Consider the following 15,969-nt stretch of genomic DNA (forward strand, 5'->3'; position numbering starts at 1 on the left):
GCAGAATCGAGCATTTTGCACCGGCGAGGGCTGATGGAGATTGCGAATGAAGCCCGAGCGGCAGATCCCGGCGGGAGATCGCTACGCCTCGAAGGCTGGCGGCGATAGGATCGAAAAAACACGCGGCGGGGCGCGCTGCGACCATGAACTGGTCCAGCCCATCCGCGATGACGTCTCTACGATCGGAAAAACGTGGACCGAAGCGATCTCGGCGGCCGGGAATGAAAGATCTGCGCCCTTCGGAACAATCGAGAAAAATCCGGCCGGACCGTCGAGCTGACCGGATCGGCATGGAATACAGCAGGAGCAAGAATGATGTGGTCCCGGGGAATGGCGGGGGGCGTCGGAGCCGTCGGGCGCGACGCAGTGGCCTAAGTCCACCGAGGCGCCCCCGCGGTCGACCGCATGGGACAATGCCTTGGCGGCCATGCCCGGCCAGACGAGAGCCCACGCCAAGAGGCCCACGATCAATACGCGGGCGATTCCCCTCGGCCAGAGCGCAAACTTATCCATTCTTCCTACGGAACCCCCGGACGCTGCGCAGAGTCAAGATCGGGAGCCGGCGGACCAGCGAAAGCCCTTTCCCTGTTGCAGAAGCGCCACACGACCGAAGGCGAGGCCATGCGAATCTCTCGCCGACGGACAATGGACTCTACTCCCGGCAGCCGCCGCGTGACCCCCTATCCGGGAATGTCGGCTTTCGGCGTTGATGGACGTCGGCCCTGCAGGAGGGACGGGTCTCCTTCGGGTCACAACGGGGAACTCGAGACCGCCCTCATCGAGTCCGTCCAGCACGCTGACCTGTTGTTTTCCAGGGACGCTCGGTCTGAACGCCGACGATTCGTGCATGGATCGGTGATGCGAGCGGCGTCGCAAGGTGAGCGCTCGAGCCAAGAAGCTCGCGATCCTGCGCATGCGCGGTCGAACGAACCCCACGACCGGCGATCGATATTCCGACGACCCCGTCCGCATCATGCTCGATCCGTGGACCGGCGACAGGCTCGGCGAGGTCCCGCCCGCCACAGCGTTGGGGCGCTTTCTCATCGCCGCGATCGACGCGGTCAGCGATCGTCCCCGCGGATGCGCCATGAGAGGCCGAGATCGTCGAAGCGCTTCTAACAGTCGGCGGGCGTCGGCGGCGTGCGCTGCGGGGCGATCGACGCCGTGACAATGCGTGTCTCGAACAATGTCGGTCATGTCGAAATCTGCTTTTGTGCAAAATGAAACGGTGAGAGCTTTCGTCGAATGCACTCGTGGCCTCGAGCCAGTGACTTCGAATCCCATTTTTTAATCGGCGACTGTAGCCTCCAGCGCCGAGGCGGTCGATGCGTCACGCTCCTTATGAAAGCGCCGCGCGTTCCTCTTTTTCCACCAGATGTAGACTCCGGTCGCCGACAGCATCACGATGACGAGGCCGAGCGCGCAGACAAATATCTTGTAGGGCAAGCCGAACACGCTCGCCGTATGCAGCGCCTTGAGCCAGCTCGTGATCGTGTCGCCCCTATGCTCGCCGGAGGGCGCCTCGAAGCTGAAGAACTCGCCGGTGTCGCCGTCGAACTGAATCTTGGCGTCATGGCCGCGCGACGAGACGGCTCGGCTGCTGCGAACCGCGTAATTGTAGAGACCGAGTGTTTCGAAATAGCCCAGGCTGATCGGTTCGATGACAGCGAAGCCATGTTTGGCGGCTTGCTCGGCCAGCAATTTTTCGCCGACGGCTTGCGCGGCGCGCCAGTCGAGAGAGGGATGCGGCTTTGGGGACCGCGACTTCATCGCGCTTCTCATTTCGGTCGATGGATGAAAGTCGAAGAGCGTCTTCATCACCGGCTGATAGACCGACTTCATGTTGAACAGGACGCCCGACCAGGCGAAGATGAACAACGCGGGCCACAGCCACAGTCCGTTCGCCCGATGCAGGTCGAAGTTGAGCCGGTAGTCGCTTGCGCCGCGCTTGATCGTCCAGGCCGTTTTCCACTTGCGCCAGAAGCCCGAAACGGAGACCGGCAGAGTGAGATAAAATCCGACGAAGCAGTCGATCGTCCACAGAACCGCGACGACGCCGAGGATTTGTATTCCGAAGGGCGCGATCGGCGCGAGCGTCCAGTGCAGCTGAAATATGAAAGGCGTGAGATTGACGAGCCCTTCCGATAATACGCCATAGCGACGGCGGCCGAGCTCGTTTCCCGTCCAGGGATCGATAAAAATTTGCGTGGCGGCCGGAAGCTGAAGTTGGAGTGTGAGGAGGGTCAGCAGGCCGACCTTGCCCGGCTGCAGATCTTTCAGCGTCTCCGGCATGTCCGGCATGAAATTCGCCACCGCCCGATCGGGCGCGTTCATCTGCACATTCACGAATCGCGTATGCGGAGGGGTGAGCAATTCCACCTTTTCCGCGAGCGTCGCGAGATCGAGGCGGGGCGCGCCGGGGCGAGGCGTCGCATAGAGCCGAGGCGCGACAAAGCGCTCGATCTCGTCGTCGAAGGCGAGAAAGCTTCCCGTGAGGCCGACGAGGACGAGAAAGCCCATCATCGACATCCCGACCCAGCGATGCAGAAAAACGAAGATGCTGCGGATCATGGGCGCTGCGCCTCGGCTGGAAAAGCGTTTCGCGCGGATCGCGATGCGATGGGGCGATCCAGGAGCCGTTCGGCTGCGGATCGTTCGGCCATCGGCTCGCGAGACGAGCGGGTATCGTCAGAATTCGAAGCCCAGCGAGCCGCGGACCGCGAAGGGAGCGCCGTAGGAGCGCCACGACGCGAGCGTGAAACCCGTCGGCGGCTTCGAGTTCACATAGGCGTCGGTGTAATAGGTCTTGTCGAAGAGGTTGGTGACGTTGACTTGCGCCTTGGTTTTCAGTCCGTCGATTTCCCAACTATACGCCGCCATCAAATCGACAGTGCCCCAAGAGGCGAGCAGCGGAGGATCGATGGAATAGAGGCCGCTCTTGTAACCGATCGGTTGCGAGCCGTGATAGGTGTAATAGGCGCCGACCTTCAATCCTTTCAAGAATGTTTCCTGAAATTCGTAGGTCGTGGACAGGCTGGCGAGATTGCGCGGGACGTTGGGCAATCGCTGTCCAGGTCGTAGGCCGCTCTGCGCGCCGCTGGCGACGCGGACGTCCTGATTCGTGTAGGTGACGATCACATTCCAGCCGGGCAGAATCTCGCCTTGAATATCTACCTCCGGCCCGGCGCTGTGCGCTTCGCCGACGACGATGGAGCATCCGCCGGTGGCGGCTCCGCCGCAGACATGCGTCGGATCCGGATCGGAAATCGGAATATTCGTCTTGGTAAGATCGTAATAATCCGCCGAGAGACGCAGCCTTCCGTCGAAAAATTCGAATTTGGCGCCGGCCTCCCAGCTTCTGGCGTTCGAGGGCGGCGAGAGCTTGCTGTCGGGATAGACGATCCCGCCGTTCGCTGCGAAGCCTTCCGTGTAATTGCCGTAGAGGCTCACCCACTCTTGCGGGCGCCACAATAGGCCGAAGCGCGGCGTGACGCGCTCCGCCTCGGTCGACGGCACGATCGAGGTCGACCCGAATGGAACGCCCACCGAAACGGCGAGCGTGCGCGACACGCTCTCTTGACGGACGAATTGGTATCGCGCGCCGGCCATGAGGTGGAAGCCGTAGGCAAGCTCGATCTGATCCTGCGCATAGGCGCCGGCGGAATCCTGTCGGCTGAAATAGGTCTGGCCGGCATAGGCCTGTGTCGCGGTCGGAAAGCCGGGATGAGCTGGAGCGGCGAGGCTGATGAGCGACGCTCCCCAGAAAACCGGGGGACGGTATTCGTCATAGCTCGTTCGATAGAAGTCGCCGCCGAGCAGCAGCGTGTGCTTCATGGCGAGCAGCTCGAAATGCCCGAGAAGATTGAGATCGGTGGAAAAGCCCGCTTGCGAGCCTTGGCTCACCAGAGCGCCGCGCGTGAGTGTCGGGTTGGCGCCGCCGGAGACGCCCGCCCCCGGGAGAGCGAAGGTCGCGCCATAGTCCATCCCGGTATAGGCGACGCGCTGCTTGATCGACCAGTCATTGTCGAACTTGTGCGACAAAGTCAGCGCGGCGAATATGGACTCGGTGTGCGAGGGCGAATTCTCCTGATAATTGATGTTGCGCGGAAGCGTGACGAAGGATCCCCTGTAGAGCAGCGCATAGGGTCGAAACACGTTCGTGACGTCGTTGTTATATTCCATCTCCGCCTTGATGGAGGTCCGCTCATCGAGATTCCATTTTATGACCGGCGCGACGAAGACATTCTGACCGTGAACCAGATCGACGATCGAGCCATAGGGCGCGCCATTGTTCTCATAGGACGCTGTCAGCCGGTAGAGCACGGATTTGTCCGGCGTGAGCGGACCGGTGGCGCCGATATTGGTGCGATAGAGCGCGAGCGAGCCGATCTGCTGCGTCGCGGAATAATGAGGCTTCTCTTGCGGTTCCGCGGTCGTGACATTGATGATGCCGCCGGGCTCGGACAGGCCGTAGAGGATGGCGGCCGGGCCTTTGAGCACTTCTATGCTCGCGACATTGCCGAGCTGCCGTGCGCCCGTCGTGTCGATGTTGCCGTTCCTGTCGATGCGGAAGCCGTCGCGATAAAATTGCTGGCTCGAGAAGCCGCGTATGAAGACGCCGCTGTCTCGCGAGAAGCCCGAGTTCGCCGCGCCGGTGGCGACATAGACGCCGCTGACGTTGCGCAGCGCCTCGGTGAGATTGATGGCCTGCTGATCCTCGAGCGCCTTCTGCGTGATCGCCTGCACATTGACCGGCGTGTTCATGACCGGCGTGTCGGTCTTGGCGCCGATGGAGACGACCGGCGTGACGTAGGAATTCTCCGGTGTGAGGCCCTTGCCGCCTTTCCCATCGCCGCTCGCCGGCCGCTCCGCGCCGATGTCGATTGGGGGCAGGGCCTCCGCGCCGGCGTCGCTGCGCACGCCATTGTCCGCCTGCGCCAGCACGATCGACACCGACTTTCCATTCGCGTCGAAGCGATAGGTCAGGCTCGTCCCCGCCAGCAGCCTGTCCAGCGCCTCGGTCAGGGAATAAGCGCCGAAAAGGCCGTCCGTGCGCCAGCCGCGCGTCGCTCCGGCGGGATAGAGGACATGCACATTGCTCTGATCGGCGATTTCGTTGAGCGCGCCGCCAAGCGTGCCCGGCGCGATGCTGTAGTCCCGCACGACGCCGAGGCGATCCTGGGGCGCGACGGACGCCTGCGCCGGAGAGGAGGGCGCCGGGGCCGCGACGGCGGCGGCGCCGACCGCCGCCGCTAAGACTGCCGAGCTCACCTTATTGTCTCTCCATCCGCCGCTTCGGATCGCGTGATCCGCCCACCTGCGCTTCGACCTCTCCTCGACCATCGCCGCATCCCCTGCTCAGGTTCGGGGAACGAGAAAAGGTTCCCTCACCTGGAACACGCATGGGGGCGCCCCAGCGGAACCTCGGGCGTCAAAATTATTTTTGGCGCGGTGCGCGCGTCCGGCGTCCGGCAGAGTCATTCATGTAGGATGATAAGGTAATCCGTGAGTCGCAGCGCCTTCAGGCCGAGATAGGCTTCGATCTCGCGGAGGGCCTGCCCGGGATCGCCGGCGTCGAACACGCCTGTCACGCGCTGGCCGCAGACGGAGGCCGGAACGCAATAGACGGCGCCGAGCCGATAGCGCCCGAGCGCTTCCAGCACGCTGCCGAGGGGGCGGTCCTCGAAGGTCAGCTTGCCGCGCCGCCAAGCTGTGGCCGTCGCCAGACGCGCCGGGGTCGGCGGCGCGGCGCGGGCGATTCCGTCGAAGACCGTCTCCTCCCCCTCTGAGACCAAAGTCTCCGAGCCGCCGCTCGCGACGCGGACGCTATGCTCGGTGACGGCGACGCGGACGCCGTCGGTTTCGAGCGCCACGTCGAAGGAGGTGCCGCGGGCGGTGACGGTCCCGCCCCGCGCCTCGACGACGAAAGGCCGCTCCGGGGCGGGCGCGACTTCGAACCAGGCCTCGCCATAGAGCAGCGCGATCCGGCGCTGCGCGCTCTCGTAACGGACAGCGATGGCGGAGCGGGCGTTGAGATGAACGTGTGACCCGTCCTCGAGCGTCACGAGATGCGTCTCGCCGATCGCCGTCCGGTGATCGGCCCGCCGAGCGAGATAGACATCTGCGGGCGCGAGCCAGAAGGCGAGCAGCGCCGCCGCGATACCCGCTAGAATGAGACGGCGCCCGCCCTTGGCGCCGCCTCGCGCGACGGTAGGCTCCTCCTCCAGCCGATCGAGCTCGTCGCATATGCTTTCGATCTCGAGAAACGCTGCGCGGTTCTCCGGCGCGGCGAGCCACATCTCGAATTGCGCGGTCTCCTCCGGCCTCAGCCGCGCCGAATGCCGGCGGACCCACCAGTCGATCGCCGCCTCATGGGCGTCGTTCTCGTCAGGCTCGTCACCCGGCTTCACGCTCTTCTCCTTGATGGAGCTGTGAAGCGGAGGGCGTTCGGCCGCCATGTCTTCGTGAGCCCCTCACCAGAGGGACGCCCGGAGCGGGGCCAACGGAACCTTGCGCTCATTTTTTGATCGCCTCGCGGCAGCGCGCGAGGGCGAGGCGCAGATGCCTCCGCACCATGCTGTCGGAAATGCCTAGCCTCTGCGCAATTTCTGGCGCCGCCATTTTCTTCACGAAGCACAGCACGAAGACGTCGCGGCAACGCGGCGGAAGCTCCGCGACCGCAGCGCGAAAGAGGCGCGCGCGCTCCTCGCGCTCGAGGCGCTCTGCGGGCGTCTCTTCCGCCGCAGGAGCGTCGACCCGGTCTCCCGGAAAAGTCAGCCAGCTCGATTCGAACTTTCGCCTCCGGGAATGATCCCGGGCGAGATTGCTCGCGATCTTCCGCAGGAAGAAGAGCGGCGAGGCGATCGAGCGGTGTTCGCCGCGCCGCACGAGCCTCACAAAGGTCTCCTGCACCAGATCTTGCGCGTCGGTTTTTCCGACCCTCTTGCTCAGGAAATCCAGGAGCTCGTCTTGATGCTGCTCGAAGAGTTCTCCGACGGGCCGAGGTTTGGTCTCGAACATCTGAACCTTCCGCGATGACGGCGGTCAGCGATGAGCGCCGCGCTGAGCGCGGCGCAGGCGGGACAGCGTCGCCGATCAGAAGGGTGGACCCGAGGCGGACCAAGCGCTGCCCCAACCGCTAATTCTCGTCAGGCGACGCTCGTTCGAGCCGGAGGCGCGTCGGATGCCGTCGGTCGGTACGATCGGCCACGCCGAACCGATCTCCGGCACAACGGCCGAGATAGGGGAACCGCCGCCGATCAGGCAGCAATTGTCGGGACAGTCGGCCGGATCGCGCGGGCCCGGGGCCTGGCCGACGTCGCGATCGGCGGCGCAGATTTGGACGACGACCCGGACTTGCGGCTCTAACGTCTCGTATCGATCGACGGCATGCGCTCCGCGTCGACCGGCGTCCACAAATTGAAAGACGAGCAGGACCGCCGCGATCAACGCCATGATCGTCGCATATCGGGGGGAACTCCCCCATGTCCGTCGCCTCGACATGGGCGCATTGTTAGGTAGGCAGAGCTCGAGCGTCAACAATCGGATGAAATGCGCCTGGAATGTCCGCTGACGGCGGTATCGGACGTCGGCCACGCGGAAGGGACGGGGCGGTCATGGGTCACAGTTCCTCCTTCGCCGTCGGGAACGGGGAACTGGCGCCACAGGTGGCCCCTGGCGTCGCGCTCTAAAGGCGACATTCGATAAGCGCGCATCGAGGCGGAAGACGCGCTATCGCCGAATTCGTGACAATTTCGGCCACTGTCAACGCCCAATGGTCTCCGTAGGGGCCAGGCGCGACGGAAATGCCATCTTGAAGGTCGCGCCTCCGCCGATCGTATCCTCGATCCAGATGCGGCCGCCATGGGCCGCCATCAGCTCTTTCCCGATCGCCAGGCCGAGGCCGCTTCCGGTCGCGTCGCTGCTCTTGCGCCAGAAGGGCTCGAAAACTCTGTCCCGATCCTCGGGCGCGACGCCGGCGCCATGATCGACGACCGATACCGAAGGCCCGTCATCGACGATGACCATGATCGCCCCGCCCGATGGTTCCGCCCGCAAGGCATTGTCGATGACATTGGAGACGATCGACTCGATCGCCATGCGGTCGCCTCTGATCGTGACGGGCGCGGCGGATGTGACGAAATCGATCTGTCGATTGCTGCGATAGGCTAGGAGAAGCGCGTCGGAGACGATGGCTTGTGTCGTCTCCACGAGGTCGAACCGCTCGAAAGCATCCTCGGCGTGAGCGCCGATGCGGGAGACCGCGAGCAATTGCTCGACGATGTTGCGGATGCGTCGCGCATCCCGCTTCAGATCGGTCTTCAACGTCGGCTCCTCCGGCGCGTCGAGCCGCGCGCTCAAAATGGCGACCGGCGTGCGCAGCTCATGCGCGGCATTGGCGGTGAAGCGGCGTAGAACCATGGCGCCGTCGTCGAGACGCTGCAAAGCCTCGTTGAGGGCGGTCGCCAAGGGCGTGAATTCCTCGGGACATTCTTCGTCCGGCAGGCGCTGATGCAGAGAGTCGAGATCGATCCGCGTCACCGCCTCGGCGAATTCATGGATCGGCGCGAGGCCGCGCTGCACAGAGAACCACATAACGACCACGCCGAACGCCAATGGAGTGACGAGATAATAGATGTGACGCCAGGACTCGTGCACGAAAGCCGAGACCATGTCGGCCCAGCTCGTCTTATGTCCATAGATCAAAATCTGCAGACGTCCGAAAGGCGTGTCGCTCTTTTGCACGATTACTTGATCGTCGGGCGTCTCGCTTCGCGGGAGCGAAAGCTGCATCCAGTTCGGCTTGTAGCGCAGCAGGGCCGAAAAATCGGCGGCGAGCGCGGGGGACGAGCCGGGAGCGACCCATTGCCGCTCCGAATCGAACACGGCATAGCGCAGGTCGGGGTTCTTCGCCGTTTCCGCGCGGAGGGCCGCACTCTCCCTTATGCGAATATAGCCGTTCTCGTCGCGCACGAGGGAGGCGATAAGCAGCTGCTGGATGCGCGTATAAGCATAAGAGCGCAGATAATCGTCGCTCGCTCCGAGCACGCCATAGTGATCGAGAAACAGCGAGACGACCCAGCCGAAGGCGAAGGCCGATATTTGTGCGGCCACGAGACTCTTCAGCAATTGCGCCGAGAGCGACCGGCGCCGCGTCACGCTGAATCCTCGGTCAGCATGTAGCCGATGCCACGCGCTGTCAAAATTGTCACATTTGCGCCCGGCGACGAGAGACGCTGGCGCAAGCGCGACACGAGCGTGTCGATCGCATTGGCCTGCACCTCGTCTTCCGAGCTGAACACTTCGTTGAGCAGAGCCTCTCGCGTCACCACGCGATTGGCGCGTCGGATCAGCGCCTCGAGCAGATTGAGCTCGCGGCGGCGCAGGGGCAAGGGCTTGTCGTCGATGGTGAGCGCCCGTGTCTCGGGATCGAAAGAGAGCGCGCCGACGCGGATGGGCGGCAGAACGGCGCTGCCAGGACGCCTCAGACAAGCGCGCACGCGGGCGATGAGCTCCTCGCCCTGAAAGGGCTTGGTGAGATAATCGTCTGCGCCGGCCTCGAGGCCGGCCACTTTGCTGGTCAGCGAGTCGAGCGCGGTCAGCATCATCACGCGCGCGCCGGGACGAAGCGCTCGAATGCGTGGAATGAGCTCGGCGCCGTCGCCGTCCGGCAGGCGCCGGTCGAGCAGATTGAGATCGTAGACGAACTGCCGCGTCGCCTCTTCCGCCTCACGGATCGACGTCGCATGATCGACCACGAAGCCCGCGCCTTTGAGCAGGGAGGACAGGAGCCGCGACATGTCCGGCTCGTCCTCCACCAACAGGATTTTCACTGGACGCCGCTCCAGCTTTTCGATCGCCCGCCTTGATCCGAAGTCGTAGCATGGCCGGATTGTTGCCGTAAAGCCACAGTCCGTCAGAAGATCTGCGACGGTGGGACTTTGACAGACTGATGATAGGTCGCCTCTTTAGCTTTCGCCATAATCGATGTGGAAGCGGCGGCGGATGACGAAGCGCGGGACCGAACGAAGGACGAGCCGAATTCGGTGCGCGTCACTGCGTGCGACGATCATCGGCGCCCTGGCCTTCGTCCTGCTTATCCAAATCTTCGCGGCCGGCGCCGCGCTCGTTCCCAGACACACATCCGAACACACGATCGCCGCTGGCGGCGCCATCGAGCGATTCTGCGCCGCAAACGAGAGCGGCCATGCGAAGGCCGATCACAGCCCGAGCTGCATGCTGTGCTGTGGATGCCGCGACGCCACTATTCTGCCCCCGCGCGAGCCCGGCGCCGTCGCCGCACTGCGCAGACCCATCGCAAGCGCGGCGAGCATGCCTTTCATCCGCCGCGCGCCATCGCTCGCCCCAGAAAGTGGATGGGCGAGTTCCTGGTCCTCGCAGGCGCCACCCGCCCGCTCCTGACAAATCGATACGAGTGGCGTTCGCGCCGCACTTACCTCGATCCGCGTGGGCTCGACGCACCGCGCCAGGAGCAATGACAATATGACTCGCACAACGCTTTCGCACGGCGTCTCTGCCTACGCGCTCGGCATCGGCATCCTTACGACCGCAGCGTCGGCGCAAGAGGCCTTGCCGACGATCGATATCGGATCGTCGAGCGCGGGATCGCGCACGACCATCTCCTCGCCGGCATCCGCAAATCAGACGGGCTACGCGCGCACGACGAGCTCCGCCGCGACCAAGACTGAAACGAAGCTTCTCGATACGCCGCAGTCGGTTCAAATCATTCCGCACGAAGTAATCGAGGACAGGCAGGCCATCAGCCTCCAAGAAATCGTTCAAAACGTATCGGGCGTTCAATTAGAGAATAGCAGCAATCCTTACGATCAATTCCTAATTCGTGGCTTCAGCAACGGATATGGAAGAATCAACCGAAACGGCCTTCGCATGGAAGGCCTGATCGGCGCGACCGAAGCCGCGTTCACAGATCGTGTCGAGATTGTGAAAGGGCCGAACTCTATGCTCTATGGCCGCATCGAGCCCGGCGGGCTCGTCAATGTGGTGACGAAACGCCCGCAGGAAACGTTTTCAGCGAATGTCAGCGAGCAGTTCGGCAGTTGGGGGCTTTCCAGAACCGTAGCCGACGCAACCGGGCCGGTCGATGACGAGAAATCGGTGCTCTATCGGCTCATGGCCGTCTACGACCGTGCAGATTCCTTCGTAAATTTTGATCATCGAGACAATGGCGCAGCCGCTCTATTCCTGACCTTCAGGCCGACCGAAAGGTTCGAAGCCAATGTGCAGTTCGAGCATTATCAAAAGAAAATCGCGAGTGACGGCAGCTGGATTCCCGTCGACGCGCGAACCGGTCGGCCGTTCGTTCTACCGAGAAGCTTCAGCATGGCGGATCCATCCAAATGGTCGGACTTTCCGACCGTTGTGCATCGGACCATCTACGCCTTCGATTGGACATACAAATTCGACGAAGACTGGAAAATCGTCAACCGCTTCAATTATGTCGACAATGACGAGAATCAGAATGGGCTCGGTTTCGGCGGCTTCGACGGCGTCAACATCTATCGGACGCCGTGGATCGCCAACTTCAAGCGAGCGATGTTGAGCGCGAATCTCGACGTCACCGGCAAGACGACGACAGGACCGTTCGATCACAATTTGCTCGTTGGGGCGGACTGGTTCAGCTATCAAGACGACCTTCTGAATTCACCCAGCAGCTATGACGGTCTCCCGCTCAATATCTTCGCGCCCGCCTATGGGAATGTCTCGGCAGCATGGCGTCTCGTCGCCGACTCCGGGCGCTCGAATGTGACGTGGCGGACGCGATCGAAGAATTTCGGCGTCTATGCCCAGGATCAGATTTCGTTCTGGGATGACCGAGTTCACCTGCTCCTCGGAGGTCGATGGGACACTGCCGACCAGCATTTTCCGACTGTTTACGGGGACCCGTTCGCGTCGTGCTATCCGTATTGCACTGGCTATCCATTGAAGCGCTATGCCGACACCACGCCTCTTTCGCCGAGAGCCGGACTCGTCTTCAAAGTTGACGAAACGACGTCGCTCTATGGCAGCTACGTCCGATCTTCGGGAACCAACAATGGCTACACGAGCGACGGCTCCGTCATTCCTCCAGAACGAGGCCTGCAATGGGAAGTCGGCGCGAAAAAGCAGTTTTTCGATGGTAGGGTCATGGCCTCGGTCGCTCTGTTCGATCTCAGAAAAAAGAATGTGCTGCAAGCGGACCCGCTTCGGCCGGGCGTCAGCGTGCCTGTCGGCGAAGTCACGAGCCGCGGCGTCGAATTCGATATCTCTGGGCAGATCACCGATAATCTCAATGTGATCGCGTCCTATACCTTCGACTCCGTGAAGATCACCAACGACAATAACAACGGCAATGTCGGCAAGCGCTACTACGGCGTCGCCCCGAATGTCGCCAATCTTTGGGCCAAATGGGATACGGCGCCCGGAGCCGCGGAAGGATGGGAGTTCGGTGGCGGCTTCTACGCCATGGACAATCGGTGGGGTGACAATGCAAATAGCTGGCTCATGCCCGGCTACATCAAATTCGACGCCATGGGCGCCTATCGGACGACGCTTTTCGGACATGGCGTGACTGCGAGGCTCAACGTCAAGAATCTCACGGATCGGAGATATTTCACCAACGCGGGCGGCTGGGTCCCTGCCGCACAATATGGTCAGCCTCGCACATTTATGGGCGAGATCGCCTTCAAATGGTAAGCCTCGAGCGCGCTCGCTCCTTGGCGCGTTCTCACCCAATCGTTCGAAGAGGCGGCATGATGCGTGCAATCTTCGTCTTCCTGCATCGCTGGGCGGGACTCGCCATGGCGGCATTTCTGATCCTCGTCGGAATCACGGGAAGCATTCTCGTCTTCCTGCCCGAATTGAATCAATGGGTGACGCCGAACCTCTATCCCGGCCGGCATGACGGAGCGGAGCTTTCCGCCAGCGCGCTGCTGCGCCGCGCCGAGGAGCTCACGCCGCAAGCACGCCCGACGCGAATCTTTTTCGCGGCGCCCGGAACGGCGATCGTCTCCTTCGAGACGAAGCCTAGCGCGCCGGAGATCGACGCTCTCTATCTCGATCCAGTCAGCGGGGACGCGCTCGGCCGCGTGAAGCAGAAGGGCCTGCCGGAAAGCCTCGGCGATGTCTTGCCGTTCATCGACCGTCTGCACTGGTCTCTGGCGCTCGGCCCTTGGGGCGAGTGGCTGCTCGGCGTCGTCGCTCTCACCTGGACGATCGACTGCTTCATCGCCTTCTATCTCACTTTACCCGCCAATCTCCTGCGCCGGCGCGGCTTCCTCGCGCGCTGGAAGTCCGCTTGGTGTTGATTTCCACTGAGAGCTGACCCAGGCAGCACGGGTTTTTCCACCGAGAACTGACCCATGTTCGAACCTTTCCCCCTCGACCGTCGCGGGGGACCTGGGAGTGATCGACATGGAGTTATTGAGCGTCATCCGACGCTGGCGATATCGGCAGGAGTTCTCGATCCGAGAGATCGCGCGACGCACGGGGCTGTCGCGCAATACCGTGCGCAAATACCTGCGCTCGGACAGCGTCGAGCCGCGGTTCGCCACGCCCGATCGACCGAGCCGGCTCGACCCGTTCGCCGACAAGCTGGCGCACATGCTGCGTCACGAGGCCGCAAAGTCGCGCAAGCAGAAGCGGACGGTCAAACAGTTGCACGCGGATCTGGTCGCCCTCGGCTACGACGGCTCCTACAATCGCGTGGCGGCCTTCGCGCGGGAGTGGAGGGCGGCGCGGCATCGGGAGCAGCAGACCTGCGGGCGCGGCGCGTTCGTGCCGCTGACGTTTCTACCCGGCGAGGCGTTCCAGTTCGACTGGTCGGAGGATTGGGCGATCATCGCGGGCGAGCGGACGAAGTTGCAGGTCGCCCAGTTCAAGCTCTCCTACAGCCGCGCGTTCTTCCTCCGCGCCTACCCGCAACAGACGCATGAGATGCTGTTCGACGCTCACAATCACGCCTTCCGCGTGCTGGGCGGCGTGCCCCGGCGAGGCATTTACGACAATATGAGCACGGCGATCGACAAGGTCGGGCGCGGCAAAGAGCGCCAGGTCAACGCCCGCTTCGCCGCCATGGTCAGCCATTTCCTGTTCGAGGCCGCATTCTGCAATCCGGCCTCCGGCTGGGAAAAGGGGCAAATCGAGAAGAACGTTCAGGACGCTCGTCACCGCCTCTGGCAGCCGATCCCGAGCTTTCCGTCGCTGGCGGCGCTCAACGACTGGCTGGAGGCGCGATGCCGCGAGCTGTGGGCCGAGATTCCGCACAGCGCGCAGCCGGGGACGATCGCGGACGCTTGGCGCGAGGAGGTTCCGCAGCTGATGCAGCCTCCGCGGCCATTCGACGGCTTCGTCGAACACACCAAGCGGGTCACGCCGACGTGCCTGATCCATCTGGAGCGCAATCGCTACAGCGTGCCGGCCTCGTTCGCCAATCGCCCCGTCAGCGTGCGGGTCTACCCCGAGCGCGTCGTCGTCGCCGCCGAGGGGCAGATCGTGTGCGAGCACGCCCGCGTCTTCGCCCGTTCGCATAACGACAAGAGCGTGACGGTCTACGACTGGCGGCATTATCTCTCCGTCATCCAGCGCAAGCCGGGCGCGCTGCGCAACGGCGCGCCCTTCGCCGAACTGCCGGTCGCCTTACGGACGCTGCAACAGCGCATGCTCGAGAAGCCGGGCGGCGACCGTGAGATGGTCGAGATTTTGGCTCTGGTCCTACAGCACGACGAGCAGGCCGTGCTGACCGCCGTCGAACTGGCGTTGGCGGCCGGCGCGCCGACCAAGACGCACATCTTGAACCTGTTGCATCGCCTGGTGGACGGCAAGCCGGTCGACGCGCCGCCCGTGAAGCCGCCCAATGCGCTGACGCTCACCACCGAGCCGCAGGCCAATGTCGAGCGNTACGACGCGCTGCGCAAAGGTCGGGAGGCGCGCCATGCGTCATAATCCTGCCGCCGGCGCCATCGTCATCATGCTGCGCAGTCTCAAAATGCACGGCATGGCGCAAGCCGTCAGCGAGCTGACCGAGCAAGGCTCCCCGGCCTTCGAGGCGGCGCTGCCGATCCTGTCGCAACTCTTGAAGGCGGAAACCGCCGACCGGGAGGTGAGATCGATCGCCTACCAGCTCAAATCCGCGCGGTTCCCGAACTATCGCGATCTCGCCGGCTTCGACTTCGCCAGCAGTGAGGTCAACGAGGCGCTCGCGCGCCAGCTTCATCGCTGCGAGTTCCTCGAAGATGCGCATAACGCCGTCCTGGTCGGGGGACCTGGCACGGGCAAGACGCATCTGGCGACAGCAATCGGCGTCCAGGCGATCCAGCATCACAGAAAGCGCGTGCGGTTCTTCTCCACCGTCGAGCTCGTCAACGCGCTCGAAACTGAAAAGCACCAAGGCAAGTCGGGCCAAGTCGCGGCGCGGCTCGTTCATTCCGATCTCGTCATCCTCGATGAGCTCGGCTACCTGCCGTTCAGCGGCTCCGGCGGGGCGCTGCTGTTCCATCTGCTGAGCAAGCTCTACGAGCGGACCAGCGTCATCATCACGACGAATCTGAGCTTCGGCGAATGGGCCGCCGTCTTCGGGGACGCCAAGATGACGACGGCTCTGCTCGATCGCCTCACTCACCGCTGCCACATCCTCGAAACCGGGAACGACAGCTTCCGGTTCAAGGACAGCTCGGCGACGGCGGACAAACCTGCAAAGGAGAAGACCAAAACTTGACGACCGACTGACCCGCAAGCCATCTTCAACCCGGGTCAATTCTCAATGGAAATCCTGGGTCAAATCTCGACGGAAATCGACAATCCGGCATGCAGGCGGCGCGAATCTCAGGCTTTCGTATGGAGCGTGAGAACATTGCCAGCGACGCCAAGGGAAAAGGCGCAAGCGGCTCCCACCGCGAGGCCGAAAGTACCAATGCGCGGGAGAGGGGCGGACTGCTCCGTAGCAGCGACGAA

The 15,969-nt window shown here is 63.1% G+C and carries 12 protein-coding genes; 5 read left to right on the forward strand and 7 right to left on the reverse strand.

Features of this window, described 5'->3' with window-relative positions:
• Positions 1–46: 46 nt before the first annotated feature.
• Entirely contained in the window at positions 47–280 is a 234-nt protein-coding gene (locus tag METLW4_RS0120410) for a hypothetical protein (protein WP_018268090.1), read from the forward strand.
• A 1,007-nt stretch (positions 281–1,287) separates the two neighbouring features.
• On the opposite strand, the gene METLW4_RS0120415 is transcribed toward METLW4_RS0120410, so the two are convergent.
• From METLW4_RS0120415 to METLW4_RS0120445, 7 genes are all read right to left on the reverse strand, one after another.
• A complete protein-coding gene (locus METLW4_RS0120415; RefSeq protein ID WP_018268091.1) occupies positions 1,288–2,571 on the reverse strand; it encodes a PepSY-associated TM helix domain-containing protein in 1,284 nt (427 codons plus the stop codon).
• Between the two features lie 117 nt (positions 2,572–2,688).
• Positions 2,689–5,271 carry a TonB-dependent siderophore receptor gene (locus METLW4_RS25585; RefSeq protein ID WP_245258505.1) on the reverse strand — a complete coding sequence of 861 codons (2,583 nt, stop codon included), beginning with the start codon at positions 5,269–5,271 and terminating at the stop codon, positions 2,689–2,691.
• Between the two features lie 206 nt (positions 5,272–5,477).
• Positions 5,478–6,410 carry a FecR family protein gene (locus tag METLW4_RS0120425; RefSeq protein ID WP_026191678.1) on the reverse strand — a complete coding sequence of 311 codons (933 nt, stop codon included), beginning with the start codon at positions 6,408–6,410 and terminating at the stop codon, positions 5,478–5,480.
• A 106-nt stretch (positions 6,411–6,516) separates the two neighbouring features.
• Entirely contained in the window at positions 6,517–7,020 is a 504-nt protein-coding gene (locus METLW4_RS0120430) for an RNA polymerase sigma factor (RefSeq protein WP_018268094.1), read from the reverse strand.
• Positions 7,021–7,095: 75 nt separating this feature from the next.
• The gene (locus tag METLW4_RS0120435; protein WP_018268095.1) at positions 7,096–7,455 is read right to left on the reverse strand and encodes a hypothetical protein; all 360 of its coding nucleotides are present in this window, start codon (positions 7,453–7,455) and stop codon (positions 7,096–7,098) included.
• Positions 7,456–7,764: 309 nt separating this feature from the next.
• Positions 7,765–9,159, reverse strand: coding sequence for a sensor histidine kinase (locus METLW4_RS25590; protein ID WP_018268096.1), 1,395 nt, complete (start codon positions 9,157–9,159; stop codon positions 7,765–7,767).
• Positions 9,156–9,833 carry a response regulator transcription factor gene (locus tag METLW4_RS0120445; RefSeq protein WP_026191679.1) on the reverse strand — a complete coding sequence of 226 codons (678 nt, stop codon included), beginning with the start codon at positions 9,831–9,833 and terminating at the stop codon, positions 9,156–9,158. The genes METLW4_RS25590 and METLW4_RS0120445 overlap by 4 nt, the downstream gene beginning before the upstream one ends.
• Before the next feature lie 670 nt (positions 9,834–10,503).
• Between METLW4_RS0120445 and METLW4_RS0120460 the strand changes: the two genes are divergently transcribed.
• The 4 genes from METLW4_RS0120460 to istB all read left to right on the forward strand — a co-directional run bounded on the left by METLW4_RS0120460 (position 10,504) and on the right by istB (position 15,733).
• On the forward strand, positions 10,504–12,714 hold the full coding sequence (locus METLW4_RS0120460) for a TonB-dependent siderophore receptor (RefSeq protein ID WP_018268100.1): 2,211 nt from the start codon (positions 10,504–10,506) through the stop codon (positions 12,712–12,714).
• A 56-nt stretch (positions 12,715–12,770) separates the two neighbouring features.
• Complete coding sequence (locus tag METLW4_RS25595) at positions 12,771–13,325, forward strand: PepSY-associated TM helix domain-containing protein (protein ID WP_018268101.1); 555 nt, start codon at positions 12,771–12,773, stop codon at positions 13,323–13,325.
• Positions 13,326–13,431: 106 nt separating this feature from the next.
• Positions 13,432–14,961 (forward strand): IS21 family transposase, encoded by a 1,530-nt coding sequence (gene istA, locus METLW4_RS0120470; protein WP_157234838.1) that lies wholly within the window; start codon positions 13,432–13,434, stop codon positions 14,959–14,961.
• Positions 14,951–15,733, forward strand: coding sequence for an IS21-like element helper ATPase IstB (istB, locus tag METLW4_RS0120475; protein WP_018264842.1), 783 nt, complete (start codon positions 14,951–14,953; stop codon positions 15,731–15,733). The genes istA and istB overlap by 11 nt, the downstream gene beginning before the upstream one ends.
• Positions 15,734–15,969 lie beyond the last annotated feature (236 nt).

The organism is Methylosinus sp. LW4 (assembly GCF_000379125.1).
Taxonomy (GTDB): Bacteria; Pseudomonadota; Alphaproteobacteria; order Rhizobiales; family Beijerinckiaceae; genus Methylosinus.

Excerpts from the sequence above, each read along its gene's own strand:
- METLW4_RS0120410 (WP_018268090.1), top strand. The coding sequence starts at position 47 with ATGAAGCCCGAGCGGCAGATCCCGGCGGGAGATCGCTACGCCTCGAAG.
- METLW4_RS0120415 (WP_018268091.1), bottom strand. The coding sequence starts at position 2,571 with ATGATCCGCAGCATCTTCGTTTTTCTGCATCGCTGGGTCGGGATGTCG.
- METLW4_RS0120430 (WP_018268094.1), bottom strand. The coding sequence starts at position 7,020 with ATGTTCGAGACCAAACCTCGGCCCGTCGGAGAACTCTTCGAGCAGCAT.
- METLW4_RS0120435 (WP_018268095.1), bottom strand. The coding sequence starts at position 7,455 with ATGGCGTTGATCGCGGCGGTCCTGCTCGTCTTTCAATTTGTGGACGCC.
- METLW4_RS0120460 (WP_018268100.1), top strand. The coding sequence starts at position 10,504 with ATGACTCGCACAACGCTTTCGCACGGCGTCTCTGCCTACGCGCTCGGC.
- METLW4_RS25595 (WP_018268101.1), top strand. The coding sequence starts at position 12,771 with ATGATGCGTGCAATCTTCGTCTTCCTGCATCGCTGGGCGGGACTCGCC.
- istB (WP_018264842.1), top strand. The coding sequence starts at position 14,951 with ATGCGTCATAATCCTGCCGCCGGCGCCATCGTCATCATGCTGCGCAGT.